Source organism: Kocuria sp. KSNUG (genome assembly GCF_049532735.1).
In the GTDB taxonomy this organism is placed as follows: domain Bacteria; phylum Actinomycetota; class Actinomycetes; order Actinomycetales; family Micrococcaceae; genus Kocuria; species Kocuria rhizophila.
In genome coordinates this window covers 1518256-1541628 of the sequence record NZ_CP150981.1, presented here as the reverse complement: position 1 = coordinate 1541628, position 23373 = coordinate 1518256, and the positions used below count along the sequence as shown (strand labels likewise).

At 70.8% G+C, this 23373-nt stretch carries 19 protein-coding genes and 1 tRNA gene; 6 read left to right on the top strand and 14 right to left on the bottom strand.

The genetic code is table 11. The features are described 5' to 3' along the window. Nucleotides 1–133 precede the first annotated feature (133 nt). The 9 genes from AABM36_RS06655 to AABM36_RS06615 all read right to left on the bottom strand — a co-directional run bounded on the left by AABM36_RS06655 (nucleotide 134) and on the right by AABM36_RS06615 (nucleotide 9180). Nucleotides 134–210: transfer RNA gene (locus AABM36_RS06655), tRNA-Pro, on the bottom strand. A gap of 149 nt (nucleotides 211–359) precedes the next feature. Then, nucleotides 360–1904, bottom strand: coding sequence for a ribosome biogenesis GTPase Der (gene der, locus AABM36_RS06650; protein WP_423445358.1), 1545 nt, complete (start codon nucleotides 1902–1904; stop codon nucleotides 360–362). Then, complete coding sequence (cmk, locus tag AABM36_RS06645; protein WP_423445357.1) at nucleotides 1901–2653, bottom strand: (d)CMP kinase; 753 nt, start codon at nucleotides 2651–2653, stop codon at nucleotides 1901–1903. The genes der and cmk overlap by 4 nt, the downstream gene beginning before the upstream one ends. Further along, on the bottom strand, nucleotides 2653–3771 hold the full coding sequence (locus AABM36_RS06640; protein WP_423445355.1) for a prephenate dehydrogenase: 1119 nt from the start codon (nucleotides 3769–3771) through the stop codon (nucleotides 2653–2655). Before AABM36_RS06640 ends, cmk begins: the two co-directional genes overlap by 1 nt. Further along, nucleotides 3768–4874 carry a pseudouridine synthase gene (locus tag AABM36_RS06635; RefSeq protein WP_423445353.1) on the bottom strand — a complete coding sequence of 369 codons (1107 nt, stop codon included), beginning with the start codon at nucleotides 4872–4874 and terminating at the stop codon, nucleotides 3768–3770. Before AABM36_RS06635 ends, AABM36_RS06640 begins: the two co-directional genes overlap by 4 nt. Before the next feature lie 7 nt (nucleotides 4875–4881). Then, nucleotides 4882–5559: an SMC-Scp complex subunit ScpB gene (gene scpB / locus AABM36_RS06630; RefSeq protein ID WP_423445351.1), complete on the bottom strand. Its 678-nt coding sequence runs from the start codon at nucleotides 5557–5559 to the stop codon at nucleotides 4882–4884. Between the two features lie 192 nt (nucleotides 5560–5751). Then, nucleotides 5752–6636: a segregation and condensation protein A gene (locus AABM36_RS06625; RefSeq protein ID WP_423445349.1), complete on the bottom strand. Its 885-nt coding sequence runs from the start codon at nucleotides 6634–6636 to the stop codon at nucleotides 5752–5754. A 25-nt stretch (nucleotides 6637–6661) separates the two neighbouring features. Continuing rightward, nucleotides 6662–7555 (bottom strand): ParA family protein, encoded by an 894-nt coding sequence (locus AABM36_RS06620; RefSeq protein ID WP_423445347.1) that lies wholly within the window; start codon nucleotides 7553–7555, stop codon nucleotides 6662–6664. Between the two features lie 170 nt (nucleotides 7556–7725). Then, nucleotides 7726–9180: a cation:dicarboxylate symporter family transporter gene (locus AABM36_RS06615; RefSeq protein WP_423445345.1), complete on the bottom strand. Its 1455-nt coding sequence runs from the start codon at nucleotides 9178–9180 to the stop codon at nucleotides 7726–7728. Between the two features lie 156 nt (nucleotides 9181–9336). Here AABM36_RS06615 and AABM36_RS06610 point away from each other — a divergent pair, with 156 nt between their 5' ends. Both AABM36_RS06610 and AABM36_RS06605 read left to right on the top strand, forming a co-directional pair. Beyond that, complete coding sequence (locus AABM36_RS06610) at nucleotides 9337–11103, top strand: sensor histidine kinase (protein ID WP_423445344.1); 1767 nt, start codon at nucleotides 9337–9339, stop codon at nucleotides 11101–11103. Further along, entirely contained in the window at nucleotides 11100–11798 is a 699-nt protein-coding gene (locus AABM36_RS06605; protein ID WP_423445342.1) for a response regulator, read from the top strand. Before AABM36_RS06610 ends, AABM36_RS06605 begins: the two co-directional genes overlap by 4 nt. 89 nt (nucleotides 11799–11887) lie before the next feature. Here AABM36_RS06605 and AABM36_RS06600 read toward each other — a convergent pair whose 3' ends face one another. Beyond that, a complete protein-coding gene (locus AABM36_RS06600) occupies nucleotides 11888–13807 on the bottom strand; it encodes a propionyl-CoA synthetase (RefSeq protein WP_423445340.1) in 1920 nt (639 codons plus the stop codon). Nucleotides 13808–13987: 180 nt separating this feature from the next. Between AABM36_RS06600 and AABM36_RS06595 the strand changes: the two genes are divergently transcribed. The 4 genes from AABM36_RS06595 (at nucleotide 13988) to AABM36_RS06580 (ending at nucleotide 18377) form a co-directional block, all read left to right on the top strand. Further along, nucleotides 13988–14644, top strand: a complete 657-nt coding sequence (locus tag AABM36_RS06595; protein ID WP_423445338.1) for a GntR family transcriptional regulator — start codon at nucleotides 13988–13990, stop codon at nucleotides 14642–14644. Nucleotides 14645–14708: 64 nt separating this feature from the next. Further along, entirely contained in the window at nucleotides 14709–16241 is a 1533-nt protein-coding gene (locus AABM36_RS06590; protein ID WP_423445337.1) for an MmgE/PrpD family protein, read from the top strand. Nucleotides 16242–16243: 2 nt separating this feature from the next. Then, entirely contained in the window at nucleotides 16244–17155 is a 912-nt protein-coding gene (gene prpB / locus AABM36_RS06585) for a methylisocitrate lyase (RefSeq protein ID WP_423445335.1), read from the top strand. 82 nt (nucleotides 17156–17237) lie between these two features. After that, nucleotides 17238–18377 carry a bifunctional 2-methylcitrate synthase/citrate synthase gene (locus AABM36_RS06580; RefSeq protein WP_423445334.1) on the top strand — a complete coding sequence of 380 codons (1140 nt, stop codon included), beginning with the start codon at nucleotides 17238–17240 and terminating at the stop codon, nucleotides 18375–18377. A 262-nt stretch (nucleotides 18378–18639) separates the two neighbouring features. Here AABM36_RS06580 and AABM36_RS06575 read toward each other — a convergent pair whose 3' ends face one another. The 4 genes from AABM36_RS06575 to AABM36_RS06560 form a co-directional block, all read right to left on the bottom strand. After that, entirely contained in the window at nucleotides 18640–19623 is a 984-nt protein-coding gene (locus AABM36_RS06575; RefSeq protein ID WP_423445332.1) for a D-alanyl-D-alanine carboxypeptidase family protein, read from the bottom strand. 90 nt (nucleotides 19624–19713) lie between these two features. Next, on the bottom strand, nucleotides 19714–20709 hold the full coding sequence (locus AABM36_RS06570) for a site-specific tyrosine recombinase XerD (protein ID WP_423445330.1): 996 nt from the start codon (nucleotides 20707–20709) through the stop codon (nucleotides 19714–19716). A 170-nt stretch (nucleotides 20710–20879) separates the two neighbouring features. Next, the gene (locus tag AABM36_RS06565; RefSeq protein WP_423445328.1) at nucleotides 20880–21536 is read right to left on the bottom strand and encodes an NUDIX domain-containing protein; all 657 of its coding nucleotides are present in this window, start codon (nucleotides 21534–21536) and stop codon (nucleotides 20880–20882) included. A 106-nt stretch (nucleotides 21537–21642) separates the two neighbouring features. After that, complete coding sequence (locus AABM36_RS06560) at nucleotides 21643–23358, bottom strand: CTP synthase (protein WP_423445327.1); 1716 nt, start codon at nucleotides 23356–23358, stop codon at nucleotides 21643–21645. Between the last annotated feature and the right edge of the window lie 15 nt (nucleotides 23359–23373).

Sequence of the window (23373 nt, the reverse complement as noted above, 5' to 3'; positions counted from 1 at the left end):
TTGCTCGCGGTGGCGCAGGGGCTCATCCCGCCTGCGTCGGGTTGAAAGTGGTCAGTAAGTGGACACTTGGACCCCTGGATACGAAGAAGGACCGGCCCCGACGAGGCGTCTTGCCTTGTCAGAGCCGGTCCGTTGGTCGGGATGACAGGATTTGAACCTGCGACCCCTTGACCCCCAGTCAAGTGCGCTACCAAGCTGCGCCACATCCCGCGACCATGCTCAACACTGGCGAACCAGCGCCGAACACTTGGGATACATTACCCCACCCGGTCCCGATTTTCACATCGACCGCGGGCCGGGAGGACGGGCGCGGCGAGCCGTTCGTGACGGGCCCGCCGCGGCGTCGTCGTCCACGGTGATCAGCGCTTGCGCTGGCGCTTCTCCCGCACGCGCATGGTGACCTCCAGCGGAGTGCCCTCGAAGCCGAAGGTCTCGCGGATGCGGCGCTGGATGAACCGGCGGTAGCCGGGATCCAGGAAGCCCGTGGTGAACAGCACGAACTTGGGCGGCCGGGAGGCCACCTGTGTGCCGAACAGGATGCGGGGCTGCTTGCCGCCGCGCACGGGGTGCGGGTGGGCGGCCACGATCTCCCCCAGGAACGCGTTGAGGCGCCCGGTGGGGATGCGGCGGTCCCACGAGTCCAGGGCCGTGTGCAGCGCGGGGACCAGCTTGTCCTTGTGCCACCCGGTCTTCGCGGACATGTTCACCCGCGGCGCCCAGGCCACGTGTGCGAGGTCCCGCTCGATCTCCCGCTCGAGGTAGAAGCGGCGCTCCTCGTCCAGGGTGTCCCACTTGTTGAACGCGAGCACCAGGGCGCGCCCGGAGTCCACGGCCATCTGCAGGATGCGGACGTCCTGCTCGGAGAGCACCTCGTCCACGGCGAGCAGCACCACGGCCACCTCGGCGCGCTCCAGCGCGGTCTGCGTGCGCAGGGACGCGTAGAAGTCCGCGCCCTGCTGCAGGTGCACGCGGCGGCGGATGCCCGCGGTGTCGATGAAGCGCCAGGGCTCGCCCCCGAGCATCACGATCTCGTCCACGGGATCGCGCGTGGTGCCCGCGGTGGAGTCCACGACCACGCGGTCCGAGCCGGCCAGCTTGTTGAGCAACGAGGACTTGCCCACGTTGGGCCGCCCGATCAGTGCCACGCGCCGCGGCCCACCCTCGAGCTCGGCCTCGGCCACCTCGGAGAACTCCGGCAGCGCCTTGACCAGGGCGTCCAGCGCGTCGCCGGAGCCCTTGCCGTGCAGCGCGGACACCGGGAACGGCTCCCCCATGCCCAGGGACCACAGCGCGGTGGCCTCGATCTCCAGATGCGGGGAGTCCGCCTTGTTGGCCACCACGATGATGGGCTTCTTCACGCGACGCAGCATGCTCACCACGGCCTCGTCGGTCGCGGTCACCCCCACGGTCACGTCCAGCACGAGCAGCACGGCGTCCGCGTTCTCCACGGCCAGCTCGGCCTGGTCCGCCACGCGCTTGTTGATGCCCTTGGCGTCCTGCTCCCAGCCGCCGGTGTCCACCAGGGTGAAGTTCTTGCCGTTCCACTCCGCCTTGTAGGAGACACGGTCACGGGTCACGCCCGGGGTGTCCTCCACCACGGCCTCGCGGCGGCCGATCACGCGGTTGACCAGCGTGGACTTGCCCACGTTGGGCCGGCCCACCACGGCCACCACGGGATCGGGGCGGCGGGCGTCCCGGTCCTCCTCGCCGTCGATCCAGTCCGCCAGCAGCGCGGCGTCCTCGTCGTCCAGCTCGTAGTCCGCCAGACCCTCGCGCAGCGCCTGCGCGCGGGCCTCGGCCTCGGTGTCATCGATCGCGGCCAGGCGCTGCGAGATGTCCTCGTTGCCCCCGCCCAGCACGGACTGCTCGTAGGAGTCCGCCGTGGGCTCGTCGGGTGCGCTCATGGTTGCCTCGCTTCCTCGGGGGCGTCAGCGCCCGTCTCGTCAGGGGCCGTGGGGCCCCCCTCGTGTGTCGTGTCCGTGGCGCGGATGACCAGGTCGATCACGCCCTGCACGGTCTGTTCCATGGTCAGTTCGGAGGAGTCCAGCAGGTACACGCCGTCCTGCGCGTTCATGAAGTCCACCACGGTGGCGTCCTTCGCGTCACGGCCCACCACCTGCGCCTCCAGGTTCGACGACGCCGCCGCGCCCAGCTGCCTGCCGCGCCGCGCCATGCGCGCCGCCTCCGAGGCGGTGAGCAGGATCCGCACGTCCGCGTCCGGGGCCACCACCGTGGTGATGTCCCGGCCCTCGGCCACGATCCGGAACCCGCTGTCCCGGATGATGTCCTGCTGCATCCGTACCAGCACCTCCCGTGCGGGGACGATCGTGGAGACCCGGGAGACGTTGTCCGTGACCAGGTCCCCGCGGATCGCGGAGCGGACGTCCTCGCCGTTGACCAGGATGCGCTCCTCGTCCGGGTCCGTGCCCATCTCCAGGGGAACGGTCTCGGTGGCGGCCACCACGGCCTCGTGGTCGTCAAAGCTCACCCCCGAGTCCAGGCACCACCACGTCACTGCGCGGTACATCGCGCCGGTGTCCAGGTAGGCGAGCCCGAACCGACGCGCCACCTCCTTGGACACCGAGGACTTCCCGGACCCCGAGGGCCCGTCGACCGCGATGACCAGCCGTGCGTTCTCATCCCGTGCGTTCATCACTGCACCACCTTCCAGCCGCGTGTCTGCAGCTCTTCCACGAGGTCCGTGTGCCGGCTCGGCTCCACCGAGACGGTCACGAGACCCACGGGCTGCCCGGGCGAGTGCTCCAGGCGCATGTCCTCCAGGTTGACCCCGATCTCCCCGATCTCCGTGAGGAGGCGGGCGATCTGACCGGGCGTGTCGTCCACGGCCACCGTGAACGTGGCGAAGGCCTTGGGGGCCCCGCCGTGCTTGCCCGGGATCCGGGCCTGGCCGGCGTTGCCCTCGGCCATCAGCCGGGCGATGTCCAACCGTGCACCGTCAGCGTCGGGAGCCTCCAGCGTGGCGATCAGCCGCTCCACGTCCTCCCGGACCTGGTGGAGGGAGCGCACCACGGGCCGCGCATTGGCGGAGAGGATCTGCACCCACAGCCCCGGGTCCGAGCCCGCGATCCGCGTGGTGTCCCGCAGCCCCTGCCCCGCCAGGGACAGCTGGTGCAGCGGGGTCTCCTGCAGCCGCGAGGCCAGCAGCGAGGACATCACCTGCGGCAGGTGGGAGATCAGCGCCACGGTCTCGTCGTGCTCCGCGGGCTCCATCACGGTCAGGGTCGCCCCCAGGTCCACCGCGAGGTTCTTGGCCGCGGTCACCGCGGCGGCTCCCGTGGCGGGACCGGGGCAGACCACCCACGGCATGGACGTGAACAGCTCACCGCGCGCCGCCACCGGCCCGGACTTCTCCCGCCCGGCCATGGGATGGGTGCCCACGTAGCGGGTGAGGTCTGCGCCCGCCGCCGCCACGGAGTCGAGAATGGGGGCCTTGACGGAGGCGATGTCCAGCACCACGGCGTGCGGGTGCTCGGCCAGCGCCTCGACGACCAGCTCGGCCACCACGTCCGGCGGCGCGGCGACCACCACGAGCGCGGGCTCGGGGAGATCCTCCCCCGCACTGCGGAGCGCACGGACGGAGCAGCCCGCGCCGATGTCCTGGGCCACGGCCTCCGTGGTGGGCGAGGAGTCCCGGATCAGGACCTCCACCCCCAGGTGGCGCAGCCCCAGCCCGATGCTCGCACCGAGCAGACCGGAGCCCACCACCAGCACGGGGCCGGTGCTCGAGGGAGCGGTGGGGACCACGCTCACATCCCCAAGGACGCGAGGAGGTTGCCCACCTCGGTGTGCGAGAGCTTGCGCACCGTGCCCTGCTTCTGGTCGCCGATCGCGATGGGGCCCACGTGGGTGCGCGCGAGCTTCTCCACGGGGTGGTCCACGGCGTCGAACATCCGGCGCACGATCCGGTTGCGTCCGGAGTGCAGCACCACCTCGATGAGCACGTGGCCCGGGGTGGAGTCCACCAGGCGGAAGTCGTCCACCTTGGCGATGCCGTCCTCCAGGCGGATGCCCTCCTTCATCTGGTTGCCGATGCCCTTCTCCACGGGACCGTGCACCTGGACCATGTAGGTCTTGGGCACCTCGTAGGAGGGGTGGGTGAGCCGGTTGGTCAGCTCGCCGTCATTGGTGAGCAGCAGCAGACCCTCGGTCTCCACGTCCAGGCGACCCACGTGGAACACACGCTGGTGCTTGCGGGGATCCAGGTAGTCGCTCACGCAACGGCGCCCATCCGGGTCCTCCATGGTGGAGACCACGCCCGCGGGCTTGTTGAACGCGTAGTACACGAGCTTCTCGTCCGTCTGGATGCGCATGCCGTCCACGTGCACCGCCTGCACGGCGGGATCCACGCGCACGCCGAGCTCCGTGACGATCTCCCCGTCCACGCTCACGCGGCCGTCCTGGATCATCTCCTCGCACACGCGGCGGCTGGCCACGCCGGCCTGCGCCATGAGCTTCTGCAGCCGCACGCCGTTCTCGTCGTGGACCTCCAGCCGGTCCACGGGCGGGTTCTTGGGACGACGCCGCCGGTGCGGGCCGTGCTCCTTGATCGCCGAGGCGCGGCGCTCGTACTTGTCCACGCCCGCGAAGGCACGGGGCTTCTGCGGACCCTTCTGGGCCGCACCGGCCTTGGGCTTGCCCGGCCCCTTGCCCGCGGGACCCTTGCCGCGCGCGGCTCCCGGGCCCTTGGCTCCGGCTCCCTTGGGGTAGCCGCGGCCCCCGGCGGCGTCGCCGGAGCCCTTCTTGCCCGGTCCGGAGCGGAAACCGCCCTTGGGTCCGGCCTTGGAGCCCTTGCCGCGCCCCTGGGGGCCGCGGGCGCCGCCGCCGCGGGATGCGTTGCCGTGTGATGAAGCCATGCGTCGTTCAGTCCTCTATCTCGTCGAGTTGGTCGGTTCCGGGCAGCAACGGTGCGATGTCCGGCAGCTCGTCTAGCGAGCCGAGACCGAGCTTCTCCAGGAAAAGGGGGGTGGTGGTGTACAGGACGGAGCCGGACGACTCCTCCCGCTCGTGGGCCGAGAGCAGGCCGCGCTGCACCAGGGTGCGCACCACGCCGTCCACGTTCACACCACGGATCGCGGAGACCCGCGAGCGGGACACGGGCTGCAGGTAGGCCACCACCGCCAGCGTCTCCAGGGCCGCCTGGGAGAGCCGCGAGCTGCTGCCCTCCACCACGAAGTCCGTCACCAGCTGGGCGTGCTCGCTGCGTGCGTAGATCCGCCAGCCCCCGGCCACGTCACGCAGTTCGAAACCGCGCACTCGAGGCGTGGGCGCGCTGGACGGTGCGGGAGCGCCGTCGTGGTGCTCCACGTGGTCCTGGGATTCGGAGGCCGACCGTCCATCATATCCGGCCACGGCACCCGGCCGGGCGGATGCAGAGGTGTTTCCGGTCACTCCGTCGTACTCGGCCTTGAGGTGCTCCAGCGCGCTGCGCACCCGGTGCTCGGGCTCACCCGTGACCCGGGAGAACTCGGCCAGGCCCACCGGGGCCGCCGCGACCATGAGCACCGCCTCCAGCGCGGAGAGCAGCTGGTCGCGTGTCATGCCGCCGGTGGACGCTTCGGCGTCCCTGGACACCGCTGTCTCTGACGCCGGTGCGTCGGCGCGTTCCGGGGCGGCCGGGGTGATGGGTGGCCCTGCGCGGTACGCGTCCGCCGCGGGGGCCGTGGGGGGTGTCTGCTCCGCCACGCGGTCATCCTCTCCTTCGGTACGGTTCACACCGATCCTGTGCGGGACTCATTCTCCCAGGTTTTCGCCGTCCGCGCTCGGGGTGCTCTCCTGCTCGGCGCCCGTGTACTCGCTGCTGAGCGATGCCGCGGACCACTGCTCCGGTCCGTCCCAGCGCACGAGCAGCGCTCCCAGGACGTCCTCCTGGTGCAGCCGGACCACGCGGTCCCGGTACATCTCCAGCAGCGCGAGGAACCGCACCACCACCACCAGGGTGGACTCCGCGTCCGCGACCAGCGACTGGAACGTGTGGTCCTCTCCGTCCCGCAGGATGCCCGCGAGCACCTCGGCCTCGTCCGCCACCCGCACCTGGGCGCCGTGCAGGTGGGCCACGTCCACCTCGTCTGGCACGTGGCGCTCCGGGTCCAGCGCGGTCACGGCGAGATGCGCGAGCTGGTCCGGAGTCAGCGTCCACGTGAGCGGGGGCAGCGCCGTGGTGATGGCCGGGTCCAGGTCCACCTGGCGGGCAATCCGCACCGACTCCGCGGCGAAGCGGACGTTGAGCTGCCCCGCCACTTCCTTGAACGCCTTGTACTGCAGCAGCCGGGCGAACAGCAGGTCCCGGGCCTCAAGCAGCTCCACGTCGTACTCGTCCTCGACCTCGCCGCGCGGCAGCAGCCGGGCGGCCTTGAGGTCCAGCAGGGTGGCTGCGACCACCAGGAACTCGCTGGCCTCGTCCAGGGCCTTGGGCGAGGCGTCCTCCTGCAGGGCCCGCACGTACTGGATGAACTCGTCCGTGACCACGGAGAGCGAGACCTGGGTGATGTCCAGCTCGTGCTTGGCGATCAGGGACAGCAGGACGTCGAACGGGCCCTGGAAATTCTCCAGCGCCACGGTGAAGCCGCCCTGGGACTCCCCGGGTGCCTCGGAAGGGATGGCGACGACGCCGCTCACGCGCCCGGGCGGCGTCGGGCCTGGATCACGGCGCGCCGCCGCGCGAGATGAGCTCGCGGGCGAGCTGGCGGTAGGACTCCGCGCCGGGGTGGTTGGTGGCGAACGCCAGGATGGGCTCCGCGGCCACGGTGGCGTCCGGGAACTTCACGGTGCGCTTGATGACGGTGTCGAACACCTTGTCCCCGAACGCGTCCACGATCCGCGCGATGACCTCGCGGGAGTGCAGGGTGCGGGAGTCGAACATGGTGGCCAGCACGCCGTCGATCTGCAGCTTGGGGTTGATCCGGTCCTGCACCTTGGAGATGGAGTCGACCAGCAGGGCGACCGCGCGCAGGGCGAAGAACTCGCAGATCAGCGGGATGATCACACCGTGTGAGGCGGTCAGCGCGTTGACGGTGAGCAGCCCCAGGGAGGGCTGGCAGTCGATGAGGATGACGTCGTAGTGGTCCTCGACCTTGCGCAGCGCGGAGGCGAGCACCTGCTCGCGTGCGACCTCGTTGACCAGCTGCACCTCGGCCGCCGAGAGGTCGATGTTGGCGGGCAGCAGGTCCACGTTCTCCACGTGGGTCTGCTGCACCACGTCCCACACGTCAACTGAGCGGTCCATCATCACGTTGTAGACCGTGAGGTCCAGCTCGTGGGGGTTGGAGCCGAATCCTGCGGACAGCGCGCCCTGCGGGTCGAAGTCCACGAGCAGGACCTTGCGGCCCAGTTCCGCGAGCGCAGCACCCAGGTTGATGGTCGAGGTGGTCTTGCCCACCCCGCCCTTCTGGTTGACCATCGCGATGATGCGCGCGGGGCCGTGCGTGGACAGCTCGGGCGGATCCGGGAAGGTCCGCAGCGGCCGACCGGTGGGGCCTACGGCGTCCGACGCCACAGCCTGGCTCTGCTGGGGCCTCTCATCACTGGCGTTGCTCACGGGCGACGGCCTTCCTTCCTGCGCGTGGAGTACGGGTCTCGACGTCCTACCCTACCGCCCACGTGGGACGCGACCGCCACGTGGCTCCACGGCGAGGGGCCGGACGCACGAACGGCACCCGCCGTGGGGCGGGTGCCGTTCGAAGGTCGTGAGGTGCCGCGGCGCCGGGGCTACTGTCCGTCGTGCACGGACGGTCCCGCCTGGTCGCGCGGCGGCGTCGCGGGAGAGGACGTGGCCGGGTCGGGCACGGGTGCCCCCGCGGCCTGCTCCGCCGGGGTCGGGGCCAGGTGGGGGTCCACCGCGAGCATGGCCTCGTCGAACGGCTCTGCTCCGGACAGGACGCGCTTCATCCGCGCACCGTCCACTTCCTTGACCCACGTGCCGAGCACGATGGTGGCCACCGCGTTGCCGGAGAAGTTGGTGAGAGCACGGGCCTCGGACATGAAGCGGTCGATGCCCACGATCAGGTCCACGCCGTCGAGCAGGTCCGGGCGGTGGGACTGCAGCCCGGCGGCGAGAGTGGCGATGCCCGCGCCGGTGACGCCCGCCGCGCCCTTGGAGGCGATGATCATGAACACCAGCAGGCCGATCTGCTCACCGAGCGCGAGGGGCGTGCCCATGGCGTCGGCCACGAAGAGGGAGGCCATGGTCAGGTAGATGGCGGTGCCGTCCAGGTTGAACGAGTAGCCGGTGGGCACCACGATCCCGACGACCGGCTGGGACACGCCCAGGTGCTCCATCTTGGCGATCAGCCTCGGCAGGGCCGCCTCGGACGAGGACGTGGAGAAGATCAGCAGGTACTCGCGGGCCAGGTACTTCATGAGCTTGAAGATGTTCACGCCGGAGACGAGCTTCAGCAGCAGCCCCAGGACCACCACCACGAACAGGATGCAAGTGATGTAGAAGGCCACCATGAGACCGAGCAGCGAGAACACCGCCTGCAGCCCGGTGGCGCCCACGACGGCCGCGATCGCCCCGAACGCACCGATCGGCGCGAGCCACATGATCATGGAGAGCAGCTTGAACACGACCGCCTGCAGGTAGCCCACGGCCTTGAGCACGGGCTGCCCGGCCGCGCCCATGGACTGCAGCGCGAAGCCCACGAGCAGCGCCACCAGCAGCGTCTGCAGGATCTGCCCGGAGGTCAGCGAGGAGAACAGCGTGGTGGGGATGATGCCCAGGATGAAGCCCGTGGTGCCCTCTCCGTGGGACTCCTGAGAGCCTCCGCCGAGGGTCGACTGGTCGAAGTGGGCGTTGGCCAGGTCCAGACCCGCACCGGGCTGCACGATGTTGCCGACCACCAGGCCGATCGCGAGCGCGAACGTGGACATCACGATGAAGTACAGCAGGGCCAGACCGCCCACCTTGCCCACCGTGGCGGCCTTGGCCACCGAGCCCACGCCCAACACGATGGTGCAGAAGATCACGGGCGGGATGACCATCTTGATGAGCGCCACGAAACCCGTGCCGAGCGGCTTCAGCGCCACACCGACGGACGGGAACAGCAGTCCCACCACCACACCGAGCACGACCGCGACGATGACGGCGATGTAGAGGTAGTGGGTGGTGTCGCGCTTCTTCTTCACCGGCGGGTTCGCCTCACGCGCGGCGGGTGGGTGGGACATGATGGCTCCTGGGTGTTCGGTGGTGGAATGGTGACCACCCTCACCCTCGAGCGGGTCCCGTGTCGCGTTGTGGTCATATCGTTCATGACCGGCGTCACACCGGAGCCTCCCCGCCCACCAGCGGCCCACCTCAACGTCCAGCACGGAGTGCGCACCATGTCCCTGGCCCAACGCTTCCTGGCCCTGCAGCTCGCCCTCGTGGTGGTCATCACCCTGGTGGTGGCGGGCGTGATGGTCGGGCAGACCCGAGCCAGGGTCACGGACCGTGCGGAGTCCGTGACCCGGGTGGCCACCACCACCCTCGTGGACGACCCGTTCGTGCGCTCCTCGCTGCTCTCCGCGGACCCGCACGCGCAGTTGCAGCCCGTGGCGTCGGCCGTGGAGCGGGACACGGACGTGGACTTCGTGACCGTCATGACTCCCGACGGCACGAGGATCACCCACTACGACCCGAGCCGCGTGGGCCAGCAGTACCTCGGGGACCGTTCGCACGCTCTGGCCGGCGAGACCTACACCGCCACCGAGGTGGGCCGGCTGGGGCCCTCCGTGCGCACGATCGCCCCGGTGCGGGACGCCGACGGCACGGTGATCGGCCTGGTGTCCTCCGGTGTCCTGCTGGACCGGATCGCGACCGAGAGCCGCCGGGAGCTGCCCGGCCTGCTGCTCATCTCGGGCTCGCTCCTGGCCATGTCCTCGCTGATCAGCCTCCTCATGGCCCGCTACCTGCACCGTGTCACGGGCGGCCGCTCCCCCGAGTCCCTGGTGCGCCAGCTCGCCCTCAACCGCGCCGTGCTCTCCGAGGCCCGCGAGGGTCTCGTCCTGCTGGACCGGGACGACCACCCCGTGCTGGCCAACGCCCGCGCGGCCCATCTCCTGGGGGTCGCACTTCCCGAGGACCAGGGCCAGTCGGACGCGGACCCCGCCGCGGCGGACGACGACGCGCCCACCCGTGAGGTCTCCCGCCGGGCGGACGGGACGGCGGCGCCCCACCGGGCACGACGCCGCTCCCCGCGTCTGCCTCGCCGCGTTCCGCCGCCTGGGCCTCACGGTGCAGGACGCCGCCCGCCCCTGGCTCTTCCCGGTCCGGTGGCGGGGCTGCTCTCGCACGAGACCACGTTCACGGACCGTCGCTGCACCGTGGCGGGTCGCACCCTGGTGGCCACGTGCACCCGCGCGTCCGGGGACGAGACGCTGCGGGTGCTCATGGTCCAGGACCAGACGGAGCTGAGCCGGATGGCCGGTGAGCTCGACCTGGTGCGCACGATGGCCGCGGGGCTGAGGGCTCAGACGCACGAGCACGCCAACCGGCTGCACACCGTGGTGTCGCTGCTGGAGCTCGAGCGCCATCCCCAGGCCCTGGAGTTCGCGTCTGCCAGCGCGCGGCGGTCCGTCCAGGTGGGAGACACCGTGACCCGCGACGTCCGGGACCCGTTCCTGGCGGCCCTGCTCATGGGCAAGGCGGCCACCGCCCGCGAGCGCGGCGTGGATTTCGCCGTGCTGACCCACGGGGAGATCCCGGCGCTGGCCGTGGAACCCACCGACCTGGTGAGCGTGGTCGGCAACCTCGTGGACAACGCTGTGGAGGCGGCCGCGGGAGTGCACCATCCGGGTGCCGAGGACGGCGTCGGCGGCGAACCGCCCTCCGTGGAGGTCGAGCTCACCACGTCGGGCGACGGGAGGTGCGTGCACGTCACGGTCTCGGACAACGGGCCAGGCGTGCCGGAGGACTCGCGTGAGCTCATCTTCGAGCGCGGCGTCACCAGCAAGCACGAGCCGGGCGTGAGCCACGGAGTGGGCCTGCACGTGGTGCGGGGAATCGTCTCGTCCTGGGGCACCTCCATCAGGGTGGAGCGTGATGCGGGCGCGGTCTTCACCGTGGACGTCCCCGTCCTGCGTGCCGGGGCCCCAGAGGTGACCCGGTGATCCGGGTGCTCGTGGTCGAGGACGAGCCCCTCACCGGTGCCGCCCACGCGGAGTACGTGGGCCGGTGCGACGGCTTCGAGGTCGTGGGGGTCGCGCGCACCGGCCGGTCCGCTGTGCGCGCCGTGCGGGAGCGGGCGGCGTCGAGCGAGCCCGTGGACCTCGTGCTGCTGGACGTGAACCTCCCGGACATGTCCGGGCTGGAGGCCGCCCGGGCGCTGAGGGCACAGCGGTGCGGTGTGGACCTGCTGGTGGTCACTGCCCACCGGGACGTGGCCACCGTGCGCGAGGCCTCGTCGGTGGGCGCCGTGGGCTTCCTGGTCAAGCCCTTCTCGTTCCAGGACCTGTTTGGCAAGCTGGAGGCCTACGCCGCGTTCCACCGCGCACTGGCCAGCCCGACCCCCGAGGACACGACCGTGGACCAGACGCAGCTGGACCGTCTGTTCGCCACCCTGAGCGCGGGCATGCGCACCGCCCCGCCCAAGGGGCTGGCCGCGGACACACTGGAGAAGGTGGCTGCTGCGCTGCGGGCCACCCCCGAGTTCCGTTCCGCGGGAGAGATCGCCCGCGACCTCGGGCTCTCACGGGTCACGGCACGGCGGTACCTCGAGCACCTGTGCGAGACCGGGATGCTCGAGCGGCGGGCGCGCCACGGCGCACCGGGCCGGCCCGAGCTCGAGTACGGGTGGCGTGGCTGAGAGAGAATCCTCCGCGTCGTTCACGGCGGAGCCCCGCCCCCGGTGGCGTGCTCCGGGGCGGGGCTCAGCGGCCGTCGTGGGACGGGACGCTAGTTCTTGGGCGCCAGCACCGACTGCAGCGCCTCCAGCACGGAGTGGTCCTCGATCGTGGAGGGCACCGTGTACTGCTCGCCGTCGGCCATCTGACGCATGGTCTTGCGCAGAATCTTTCCGGAGCGTGTCTTGGGCAGGGCCTCGACCACGGCCACGTCCTTGAAGTCCGCCACGGGACCGATCTGCGAGCGCACCATGGTCACGAGGTCCTCCGCGAGCTGCTCCTGGGTGATCTCCGCACCGGTCTTGAGCACCACGTACCCGGAGGGCCGCTGACCCTTGAGGGGGTCGTTCACACCGATCACGGCGCACTCTGCGACGTCCGGGTGGGTGGCCACGATCTGCTCCATCTGTCCCGTGGAGAGCCGGTGGCCCGAGACGTTGATGACGTCGTCGGTGCGTCCCATCACGAACACGTACCCGTTCTCGTCGATGTACCCGGAGTCCCCCGTGGCGTAGTACCCGGGGAAGGCCGAGAGGTAGGAGGAGACGAAGCGCTCGTCGTTGCCCCACAGCGTGCTGAGGGTGCCCGGGGGCAGCGGCAGCCGCAGGGCGATGTTGCCCTCCTCGCCGGGACCCAGGGGCTCCCCGATGGGGTCGAGGATCTCCACGTGGAACCCGGGCACGGGAACCGTGGGGGATCCCGCGACGATGGGCAGCTTCTCGATGCCGAACGGGTTGGAGCAGATGGCCCACCCGGTCTCGGTCTGCCACCAGTGGTCCACCACGGGTACGCCCAGCACGGTGGAGGCCCACGTGTAGGTCTCCGGGTCCAGCCGCTCCCCCGCCACGAACAGCGCATGCAGGGAGGAGATGTCGTGCTTCCTGACGAACTCCCCCTCGGGGTCCGCCTTGCGGATCGCGCGCAGCGCGGTGGGGGCGGTGAACAGCACCTTGACCCCGTGCTCCTCCACCCGCTGCCAGAACGCCCCGGCGTCCGGGGTGCCCACGGGCTTGCCCTCGTAGACCACCGTGGTGGCCCCCGCGAGCAGCGGAGCGTACACGATGTACGAGTGGCCCACGACCCACCCCACGTCCGAGGCGGTCCACATCACGTCACCGGCGGAGACGTCGTAGATGTTGGCCATGGACCAGCTCAGCGCCACGGCGTGCCCGCCGTTGTCCCGGACCACGCCCTTGGGCTTTCCCGTGGTGCCGGACGTGTAGAGGATGTAGAGCGGATCGGTGGCCTTCACGGCCACCGGCTCGGCGGGGCTCACCCCGTCCTGTGCCTCCCCCCACGACAGCCATGCCGGCCCCTCCGAGGACTGTGCGCGCTCGCGGGCCTCGGCCACGCTCGTCTCGAACCCCTCGCGCTCGTGGACGAGCACGGCCGACGGCGCGTGGTCGCTGATCTGCAGCGCCTCCTCGATCGCGGGCAGGTACTCGATCCGGCGCTTGGGCTCCACGCCTCCGGACGCCGTGACGATGGCCACCGGCCGGGAGTCGTCGATGCGGCTCGCGAGTTCACGGGGCGCGAAGCCCCCGAAGACCACCGAGTGCACAGCCCCCAGTCGGGCGCACGCCAGCATGGCAACGACCGATTCCGCGATCATGGGCATGTAGAGCAGCACCCGGTCACCTTTGGACACCCCCTGGGCCGCGAGCGCCCCGGCGAACAGCGCCACGCGTTCCTGCAGCTGGGCGTACGTGATGTGCTCCTGCACCCCGAGGACCGCGGAGTCGTAGATCAGTGCCGTGCGCTCCCCGTGGCCCGCGGCCACGTGGCGGTCCACCGCGTTGACGCACGTGTTCAGCTCCCCGTCCGGGAACCAGCGGTAGAGCGGGGCGGCGGAGTCGTCCAGGGCCCGGGTGGGCGGGGTGATCCACTCCACGGCGTCGGCGGCTTCCAGCCAGAACCGCTCGGGATCATCCACGCTGGCGCGGTAGACGGATTCGTAGGTGGGCTGCGACATGGCGTCCTCCGGACGTGGTGCTGGGGCGGGCATCGGCGTACCTTCATGCTAGTGCCCTGCATCACACCCGGCAAGGGTTGTGTATACACAGCACCTGCGATAAGCCTGCGGTTCCGCGATTTGATTGGACCGCACGCCCCGGGTGTATACAATGGGGTCACCACCACGTCAGGAGGAACCATGCGAGCTGGAGAGCGCGCGTACCGCGAACTGCGCGCGGACATCGTGTCCTGGCGCCTGACCCCCGGGCAGCTGCTCGGGGAGGTGGACCTCTCCGAGCGGCTCGGGATCTCCCGCACCCCGGTGCGCGAGGCCCTGTCCCGGCTCACGGCGGACGGGCTGACCGAGCCGCACAACGGCCGCGGCGTCGTCGTCAGCGCGATCTCCTCCGAGGACGTCCGTGCGCTGTACGAGCTGCGGGACACCCTGGACTGCCGGGCGGCCGAGCTCGCCGCCGAGCGCGGCGACCGCGAGACCTTCCGGGAGCTCGCCGAGCAGCTCTCGCACATTGCGGAGACGCTCACCGGGGACCCGGACCACGTCGCGTACTACGAACTCGTGGACCGCATGGACGCGGAGATCGACGCCGCCGCGCAGAACCCCTACCTGCAGCAGGCGCTCGCCAACGTGCGGCTGCACCTCGCGCGGGTCCGCCGGCTGTCCACGTCCAACCCACGCCGCCTGGCCGTGGCCGCCGCCGAGCACGAGGCCATTGCCCGCGCGATCGCGGAGGGCGACGCCGCCCTGGCCGTGGCCACCACCCGCGTCCACCTCAAGAACGCGCTCGGCAACGCCCTGCGCACCCCCGAGCTCGCCGCCGTCCCGGTGGCCTCCTGACCCGCCGCCCCGCGGCACCCCGACCACCTCCAAGCCCACGCACCACGCACCGAAAGGAACGCCCGTGACCGTCACACACACCGTGCGCACGTACTCCTCCAAGGAAGAGCTGCCCCGCGAAGAGCAGCTGGCCCACAAGCTCGCCTCCGTGGCCACCGACCCCGTGGCCGTGGAGCCCGAGGTGGTGGACATGGTGATCAACCGGATCATCGACAACGCCTCCGTGGCCATCGCGTCCCTGAACCGCGGCCCGATCGTCTCCGCGCGCTCGCAGGCGCTGTGCCACAAGGTGGTGCCGAACGCCGGGTTCTCCGGCCAGGGCTCGCTGCTCTACGGCGCCCCGGAGGACGACGCCGCCGTGTCCCCCGAGTGGGCCGCGTGGGCCAACGGCGTGGCAGTGCGCGAGCTGGACTACCACGACACCTTCCTCTCCGCGGAGTACTCCCACCCCGGTGACAACATCCCGCCGATCCTCGCCGTGGCCCAGCACGTGGGCAGCACCGGCGAGGACCTGATCCGCGGCATCGCCACGGGCTACGAGGTCCAGGTGGACCTCGTGAAGGGCATCTGCCTGCACGAGCACAAGATCGACCACATCGCGCACATCGGCCCGTCCGCCTCCGCGGGCATCGGAACCCTGCTGGGCCTGGACACCGAGACGATCTTCCAGGCCATCGGCCAGGCGCTGCACACCACCACGCAGACCCGCCAGTCCCGCAAGGGCGAGATCTCCACGTGGAAGGCCCACGCCCCCGCGTTCGCCGGGAAGATGGCCGTGGAAGCCGTGGACCGTGCGATGCGCGGACAGACCTCCCCCACCCCCATCTACGAGGGTGAGGACGGCGTGATCGCGTGGCTGCTCTCCGGCCCCACGGCGAGCTACGAGGTGCCCCTGCCCGCGCCGGGCGAGGCCAAGCGCGCCATCCTGGACACGTACACCAAGGAGCACTCCGCGGAGTACCAGGCGCAGGCGTGGATCGACCTGGCCCGCAAGCTGCACCGCGAGCACCCCGAGGTCACCGACCCCGCCAACGTGGAGTCCGTGCTCATCAAGACCTCCCACCACACGCACTACGTGATCGGCTCCGGGGCCAACGACCCCCAGAAGTACGATCCCACCGCCTCGCGCGAGACCCTGGACCACTCCATCCCCTTCATCTTCACGGTCGCACTGCAGGACGGCGCGTGGCACCACGTGGACTCCTACGCCCCCGAGCGTGCCGGGCGCCCCGACACCGTGGAGCTGTGGCACAAGGTCACCACGCAGGAGGATCCCGAGTGGACCCGCCGCTACCACTCCCTGGACATCTCCGAGAAGGCGTTCGGCGGCTCCGTGGAGATCACGCTCAAGGACGGCTCCGTGGTGACGGACCAGATCGCCGTGGCGGACGCCCACCCGCTCGGTGCCCGGCCGTTCGCCCGCGAGCAGTACATCACCAAGTTCCGCACCCTGGCCGAGGGCCTCGTGGCCCCCGAGGAGATCGAGCGCTTCCTGGACACCGTGCAGCGCCTGCCCGAGCTCAAGGCCGGGGAGCTGGGGCAGCTCAACATCGCCGCCGCGGTGGAGCTGGAGAAGTCGCCGAAGGGAATCTTCTGATCATGCTGTACACCACCGTGACCCCCGCCCAGAAGCGCGAGCACTTCCGCGAGCTGCTGGCCGCACCGGAGATCGCCCAGTTCCCGGGCGCGTTCACCCCGCTGTCCACCAAGCTCATCCAGGAGCAGGGCTTCGAGGGCGTCTACATCTCCGGCGGCGTGCTGGCCAACGAGCTCGGACTGCCGGACATCGGACTGACCACGCTCACCGAGGTGGCCACCCGCGCCGGGCAGATCGCCCGCAGCACGGACCTGCCGTGCCTCGTGGACGCCGACACCGGCTTCGGCGAGCCCATGAACGTGGCGCGCACCGTGCAGGAGCTCGAGGACGCCGGGCTGGCCGGCTGCCACATCGAGGACCAGTTCAACCCCAAGCGCTGCGGCCACCTGGACGGCAAGTCCGTGGTGGACACCGCCACTGCCACCCAGCGCATCCGCGCCGCCGTGGCCGCGCGCCGGGACCCGAACTTCGTGGTCATGGCTCGCACGGACATCCGCGGCGTGGATGGTTTCGACGCCGCCGTGGAGCGCGCCCAGGCGCTCGCCGAGGCCGGTGCGGACGTGATCTTCCCCGAGGCCATGGCGGACCTCTCGGAGTTCGAGCGCATGGCGCAGGCCCTGGACGTCCCGATCCTCGCGAACATGACCGAGTTCGGGAAGTCGGAGCTGTTCACCAAGCAGCAGCTGCAGGACGCCGGGGTGTCCATGATCATCTACCCGGTGTCCCTGGAGCGCCAGGCCATGGGTGCCATCGAACGTCTGCTCACCACCATCCGGGAGGACGGCACCCAGCAGGCGCAGGTGGAGAACATGCTCACGCGCAAGCGGCTCTACGAGCTGGTGGACTACACCGGGTACAACCAGTTCGACACCGGGGTCTTCAACTTCGAGGTGCCGGGCACCCCGAACTCCTGACTCCCAGTTCCCACCCCGCCTACTCTGGTGGGGTGGGAACCATCACACGTTTCCAGTCCACAGCTGTCGAAGGAGATCAACCGTGGCCGATACCGAAATCCGCAAGGGACTCGCCGGTGTGGTGGCGGACGCCACCGCCGTGTCCAAGGTCAATGCCGAGACCAACTCCCTGCTCTACAGGGGCTACCCCGTGCAGGAGCTCGCCGAGAAGTGCTCCGCCGAGGAGGTGGCCCTGCTGCTGTGGAACGGCGAGCTGCCGTCCGTGGAGGAGCTCGAGGCCTTCCGCACCCTCGAACGCGAGAACCGTGCCCTGACCCCCGAGCTCAAGCGCGTGATCGACGAGCTGCCCACCACGTGCCACCCCATGGACGTGTGCCGCACCGCCGCGTCCGTGATCGGCGCCCAGCACCCCCTGGCGGAGGACAACTCCCCGGAGGCCGAGCTGCGCAAGGCCCAGGAGCTCTTCGCGGTCATGCCCGCCGTGGTCTGCTACGACCAGCGCCGTCGTCACGGCCAGGAGGTCGTGGAGCCCCGCGAGGACCTGGACTACGCGCAGAACTTCCTGTGGATGGCCTTCGGCGAGGAAGCCGCCCCCGAGGTGGTGGACGCGTTCCGCGTGTCGATCATCCTGTACGCGGAGCACTCCTTCAACGCGTCCACCTTCACGGCGCGCGTGATCACCTCCACGCTCTCTGACCTCCACTCTGCCGTCACGGGTGCGATCGGCGCGCTCAAGGGACCGCTGCACGGCGGCGCCAACGAGGCCGTGATGCACACCTTCGAGGAGCTCGGGATCCGCAAGGAGGAGACCGCGGAGGAGGCCGAGAAGCGCGCCAAGGAGTGGATGGACCAGGCGCTGGCCGAGAAGAAGAAGGTCATGGGCTTCGGGCACCGCGTCTACAAGCACGGCGACTCCCGCGTGCCCACCATGCAGGAGGCCCTCTTCCGCATGCTGGATCACTACGACCGCCAGGAGATCCTGGGGCTCTACAACGGTCTGGCCAAGTCCATGGACGAAGCCAAGTCCATCAAGCCCAACCTGGACTACCCCGCCGGACCCACGTACTGGCTCATGGGCTTCGACATCCCCACGTTCACGCCCATCTTCGTGTGCGCGCGGATCGCGGGCTGGACGGCCCACATCATGGAGCAGCGCGCGAACAACTCCCTGATCCGCCCGCTCTCGGACTACAACGGCCCGGACGAGCGCCACCTCAGCTGACTCCGTCACGGGACCGGAACGCCCGTGGTGGCCGCCCGGTCCGGTGGACGTCAGGTCGAGAGTTCCACCACGGAAACGACCCGTGGCCCTCGGATGGGGGTCACGGGTCGTGTCTTGTGCGGGGACCTCCTCCCGGGACTCCAGCCCTTCAATCGTCCGCTGCACCGCGGTCGTGCACTGCGGTCGTGAGCGGCGCCCAGGCTCAGCGCGGCCCCGGCGCGCAGCGCGGGGCGGGCTGGCCCCGGGGCCACCGCCCGAGGGGTCAGTAGCCGGGAGCGTCGGGCAGGCCCAGGTAGGACTCCAGATCGGGTTCCCCACTGTCCTTCACGCTCGTGGCGGTGTCCTCGCCCACGTAGCGCAGGTGCCACGGCTCGTAGGCGTAGCCGGTGGTTTGCGTGCGCCCCTCCGGGTACCGCACCACGAACCCGTACTCGTGCGCGTGATCGGCCACCCAGCGGCCCTGAGGGGTGTCCTCGAAGCACGCGAGCAGGGCGCACGAACCGTCCGGCGCGCCCACGTCGATGGCCAGACCGGTCTGGTGCTCCGAGTGCCCGGGGCGCGCGGAGATCGAGTCGGCGGTCTCCCGTCCGTACATCGCGGTGTACTGCTCGTACAGTCCCGCCTGCGTGGCGTAGTCCCGGTACCCGCTCACGGCCGTGAGCTCCACTCCCTGCTCCGCCGCGGCGCGTGACATCCGCTCGTAGGCGGCCGCGGCGTCGTTGCGCAGCTGCACACCCCCGCCCACGTCCCGCAGCGGAGCGGGCGCGTAGTCCTGCGGGGACAGCGCCCGCTGCTTGTTGACGACGACGCCCTTGCTGGCTGCCTCGTCCGCGTCCCGGTGCACGGTGGTGCCGTCCGCGTCCGTCCACGTGATGCTGCCCCGCTGGTAGTGCACCTCGCACTCCCCGTCGGAACAGGTCTCGCGGCTCACCGGGTAGCCGAGCGGCCCGTGCTCGGAGCCCTCGGCCCGCCACCGGGTGTAGATCGCCCCGCGCTGCGCCCGCGCGCCCGTGTCGGGCGACCAGTAGATGGCGCCCTTCTCGTACTCGCGGTAGCACCCGTCGTCCCGGAGCTCGCACGACTCCTCGGACGTGGGCTCACCGAGCCAGTCCTGGGCCTGCGGCAGTGCGTTGTACTCCGCCTCGATGCCCGTCACGGCGGACGCGGGAGACATCCCGGCCGAGAGCAGGGTCGCGGCGAGCGGAACAGCGAGCAGGGTGGAAGGCAGGCGCGTGAACGGTTTCATCCCTCCCAGGGTAGACCGGGACGGTGACGACCGGGTGAACGGCCGGGTGTGCGGGAGCAATCTGCGGCCCGCCCACTGGGCGGGTCCGGCTCAGCGGGCCCGCGGGTGGGACGTGGCGTACACCTCGCGCAGGGACTCCACGGACACCCTCGTGTAGATCTGCGTGGTGGCCAGGGACGCGTGGCCCAGCAGCTCCTGCACCACGCGCAGGTCCGCGCCGCCCTCGAGCAGGTGGGTGGCGAAGGAGTGCCGCAGCGTGTGGGGCGTGATCCTGTCCTCCTGGTGGATGGTGAGCGCGGCGTCCTTGACCATCGTCCAGGCGGTCTGCCGTGAGATCCGTGAGCCCCGCGCGTTGAGGAACACTGCGGGAGTTCCCCTGCCGCGGCGCGCGAGCTCGGGACGTGCGCGCACCAGGTAGCGCTCCAGCGCGGTCACGGCGAACGAGCCCACGGGCACCAGCCGGTGCTTGTCACCCTTGCCCACGAGCCGGATCAGCGCGAGATCCTCGTCGTGCAGTCCCGCGAGGTCGTCCACGTCCAGGGCCACGGCCTCGGAGATGCGCGCGCCGGTCGCGTAGAGCAGCTCGAGGAACGCCCGGGCCCGCAGTCCCGCGGGCGTCTCGGGATCGGGTGCCGCCAGCAGGTTCTCCACCTCGGTCACCCCGATCGCCTTCGGCAGCCGCTGCGGCGGGGGCGGTGGGCTGACCCGCGAGGCCACGTCCGCGTCCACGGTCGACTCGGTGGCCCAGAACGCGTGGGCCCCGCGCACCGCGGCGAGCACGCGTGCGCTGCTGCGCGCCGACAGGGGCGGGTGCTCGTCGTCCCCCTCCCGCAGCACACGGATGAACGCCCGCACGTGGTCGGTGGTGATGTCGCGCGGCACGCGCACGTCCGGCGCGGTCCGCGTGAGGTGGGCCAGGTAGCGTCTCAGGTCACGCCGGTAGGCGGCCACCGTGTTCTGTGCCAGTCCGCGCTCCACCACCAGATGGTCCTGGTAGCGTCCCACGGCCCGCACGAGTTCCACCGCGGGCTCCCGCTCCGAGGACGACGCCGCCGGCTCCCGTCGCGCGGGCTCCTGCGCCACCACGGGTAGTGGCTCCGTGTCGGGACCGGTCTCCGGCGGCGCGGCCTCCCCGTTCCGGGCAACCGGCGGGGCCCCATCCGGCGTCACTCTCAGCTGCGGCCCCGTCTTCGGAGCCTCCTCCGCCGCGGTGAGACCCCGGCCCGTGTGTCCCGCGGTGAGCTCCTGGTGGTCGTTCACCCGGCGTGCTGCGGGCGTGCCGGCCACGGTGCGTCCGGAGCCCGCAGAGTGCTCCAGTCGCGGGCGCGGGCCACGTGCGCGGCCAGGATGCCCAGTGCGGCGGCCGGGGACGTGAGGCGGCCGTCGAGCACTGCGGCCACGGCGGCGTCGAGATCCGCGAAGCCGGCGACGATCTCCGCCTCCTCACCCTCCCGCGTGAACTGCTGGGCCGCCGGAACCTCGCTGAGCCCCCGCGCCAGGAAGATCCGGTTGGCCTCGGCCGAGGAGCCCGGAGAGTTGTCGAAGTCCACGAGCGTGTCCCACTGCTCCGCGCGCAGGTCCGCCTCCTCCCCCAGCTCCCGCTGGGCCGCGTCCAGGGCGGGCTCGCCCGAGACGTCCAGGAGCCCGGCGGGGATCTCCCACATGCGCAGCCGGACCGGGTGGCGGTACTGGTTGATCAGCAGCACCCGGTCCTGCTCGTCGAGGGCCACGATCGAGACCGCCCCGGGGTGGGTGATGAACTCCCGGGTGAGCGCGTCCTCCTGGCCCGCCATGCGGAACCTCTCCCGGCACACATCCCAGATCGCGCCCTCGAAGACGGTCTCCGAGGACTCGGCCGTGTGGGGGTCGGGGGTGTCGCGCAGTTGTTCGGACGAGATGTCGGTGAAGTCCATGGTGTCTCCGTTCCGTGCTGGGTCAGGGTCGTGGGGCCCGGGGGACGCACGGGGCCCCGACGACGGGTCGTACGTCGTCGGGGCCCAGCGTCACCTCACCGGTGGATCAGGCGTGCGCCTGTACGCCGCGCCGCTCCAGCGCGGCCCGGACCAGGCCGTCGAAGAGCGGGTGGGGGCGCGTGGGACGCGATGCGAGCTCCGGGTGCGCCTGGGTGGCCACGTAGTACGGGTGCTCCTCGCGGGGCAGCTCCACGAACTCCACGAGGGTGCCCTCGGGGGACGTGCCCGAGATCCGCAGCCCGGCCTCGGACAGCGCCTCGCGGTAGGCGTTGTTGACCTCGTAGCGGTGGCGGTGGCGCTCGGAGACCTCGGTGGTGCCGTAGGTCTCGGCCACCACGGAGCCCTCGGCGAGCGCGGCGGGGTACAGGCCCAGGCGCATGGTGCCGCCCAGATCTCCCGCGCCCTCGACGAACTGCTTCTGCTCCTCCATGGTCGCGATCACGGGGGTGTCGGTCTCGGGGTCGAACTCGGTGGAGGACGCGTTGGGCAGCCCCACCTCGTTGCGCGCGTACTCGATGACCATGCACTGCAGGCCCAGGCACAGCCCCAGGGTGGGGACCTTGTGCTGACGGGCCCACGTCAGCGCACCCAGCTTTCCCTCCAGGCCGCGGATCCCGAAGCCACCGGGCACGCAGATGGCGTCCACGTCGCCGAGTTCACGCTGTGCGCCCTCGGGGGTGTCGCACAGGTCAGAGGCCACCCACTTGAGGTTGACCTTGGCGTCGTTGGCGAACCCGCCGGCGCGCAGGGCCTCGGAGACCGAGAGGTACGCGTCCGGGAGGTCGATGTACTTGCCCACGAGGGCGACCGTGACCTGGTGCTCGGGCTCGCGCACCGCGGTGAGCAGGCGCGACCACTGGCGCAGGTCCGCGTCCTGGTAGTCCAGACCCAGGTAGTCGAGGATGTAGGTGTCCAGGCCCTGGGTGTGCAGCGTGTTGGGGATGTCGTAGATGCTCGGCGCGTCCGCGCAAGAGATCACGGCGTCCAGGTCCACGTCGCACGCGCTGCCGATCTTGCGCAGCATGGCGTCCGGGACGTCCCGGTCGCAGCGCAGCACGAGGGCGTCGGGCTGGATGCCGAGACCGCGCAGGGTGGCCACGGAGTGCTGGGTGGGCTTGGTCTTGAGCTCGCCGGAGGGGCCGATGAACGGGATCAGGGACACGTGCAGGTAGAACACGTTGCGCCGACCCACGTCCTGGCGCACCTGTCGGGCGGCCTCGATGAACGGCTGGGACTCGATGTCGCCCACCGTGCCGCCGATTTCGGTGATGATGATGTCCGGGGCGTTCTCGTCCTCGGCGCGGCGGCGCATGCGGCGCTTGAGCTCGTCCGTGATGTGGGGGATCACCTGCACCGTGTCCCCCAGGTACTCGCCGCGGCGCTCCTTGGCGATCACCGTGGAGTACACCTGGCCGGTGGTCACGTTGGCGGAGGCGTCCAGGTTCTCGTCCAGGAAGCGCTCGTAGTGCCCGATGTCCAGGTCCGTCTCCGCGCCGTCGTCGGTCACGAAGACCTCGCCGTGCTGGAACGGGTTCATGGTGCCCGGATCCACGTTCAGATAGGGATCCAGCTTCTGCATGGTCACGGAGAGCCCGCGTGCTCGCAGGAGCATGCCGAGTGAGGATGCGGTGAGCCCCTTGCCGAGGGACGAGGCCACACCACCCGTGACGAAGATCTGCCGGGTCACCTTGCCGTTGTTCTTTTCTGTGCCTGCCTCGCGGGCGGCGTCCTGAGCATCAACCACGGGATTCGAGCCTACCATTCGTGTCGTGTGCGG

Excerpts from the sequence above, each read along its gene's own strand:
- AABM36_RS06595 (WP_423445338.1), top strand. The coding sequence starts at position 13,988 with ATGCGAGCTGGAGAGCGCGCGTACCGCGAACTGCGCGCGGACATCGTG.
- AABM36_RS06560 (WP_423445327.1), bottom strand. The coding sequence starts at position 23,358 with ATGGTAGGCTCGAATCCCGTGGTTGATGCTCAGGACGCCGCCCGCGAG.
- AABM36_RS06635 (WP_423445353.1), bottom strand. The coding sequence starts at position 4,874 with ATGGCTTCATCACACGGCAACGCATCCCGCGGCGGCGGCGCCCGCGGC.
- scpB (WP_423445351.1), bottom strand. The coding sequence starts at position 5,559 with ATGACACGCGACCAGCTGCTCTCCGCGCTGGAGGCGGTGCTCATGGTC.
- AABM36_RS06575 (WP_423445332.1), bottom strand. The coding sequence starts at position 19,623 with ATGAAACCGTTCACGCGCCTGCCTTCCACCCTGCTCGCTGTTCCGCTC.
- prpB (WP_423445335.1), top strand. The coding sequence starts at position 16,244 with ATGCTGTACACCACCGTGACCCCCGCCCAGAAGCGCGAGCACTTCCGC.
- AABM36_RS06610 (WP_423445344.1), top strand. The coding sequence starts at position 9,337 with ATGTCCCTGGCCCAACGCTTCCTGGCCCTGCAGCTCGCCCTCGTGGTG.
- cmk (WP_423445357.1), bottom strand. The coding sequence starts at position 2,653 with ATGAACGCACGGGATGAGAACGCACGGCTGGTCATCGCGGTCGACGGG.
- der (WP_423445358.1), bottom strand. The coding sequence starts at position 1,904 with ATGAGCGCACCCGACGAGCCCACGGCGGACTCCTACGAGCAGTCCGTG.
- AABM36_RS06565 (WP_423445328.1), bottom strand. The coding sequence starts at position 21,536 with ATGGACTTCACCGACATCTCGTCCGAACAACTGCGCGACACCCCCGAC.
- AABM36_RS06615 (WP_423445345.1), bottom strand. The coding sequence starts at position 9,180 with ATGTCCCACCCACCCGCCGCGCGTGAGGCGAACCCGCCGGTGAAGAAG.
- AABM36_RS06600 (WP_423445340.1), bottom strand. The coding sequence starts at position 13,807 with ATGTCGCAGCCCACCTACGAATCCGTCTACCGCGCCAGCGTGGATGAT.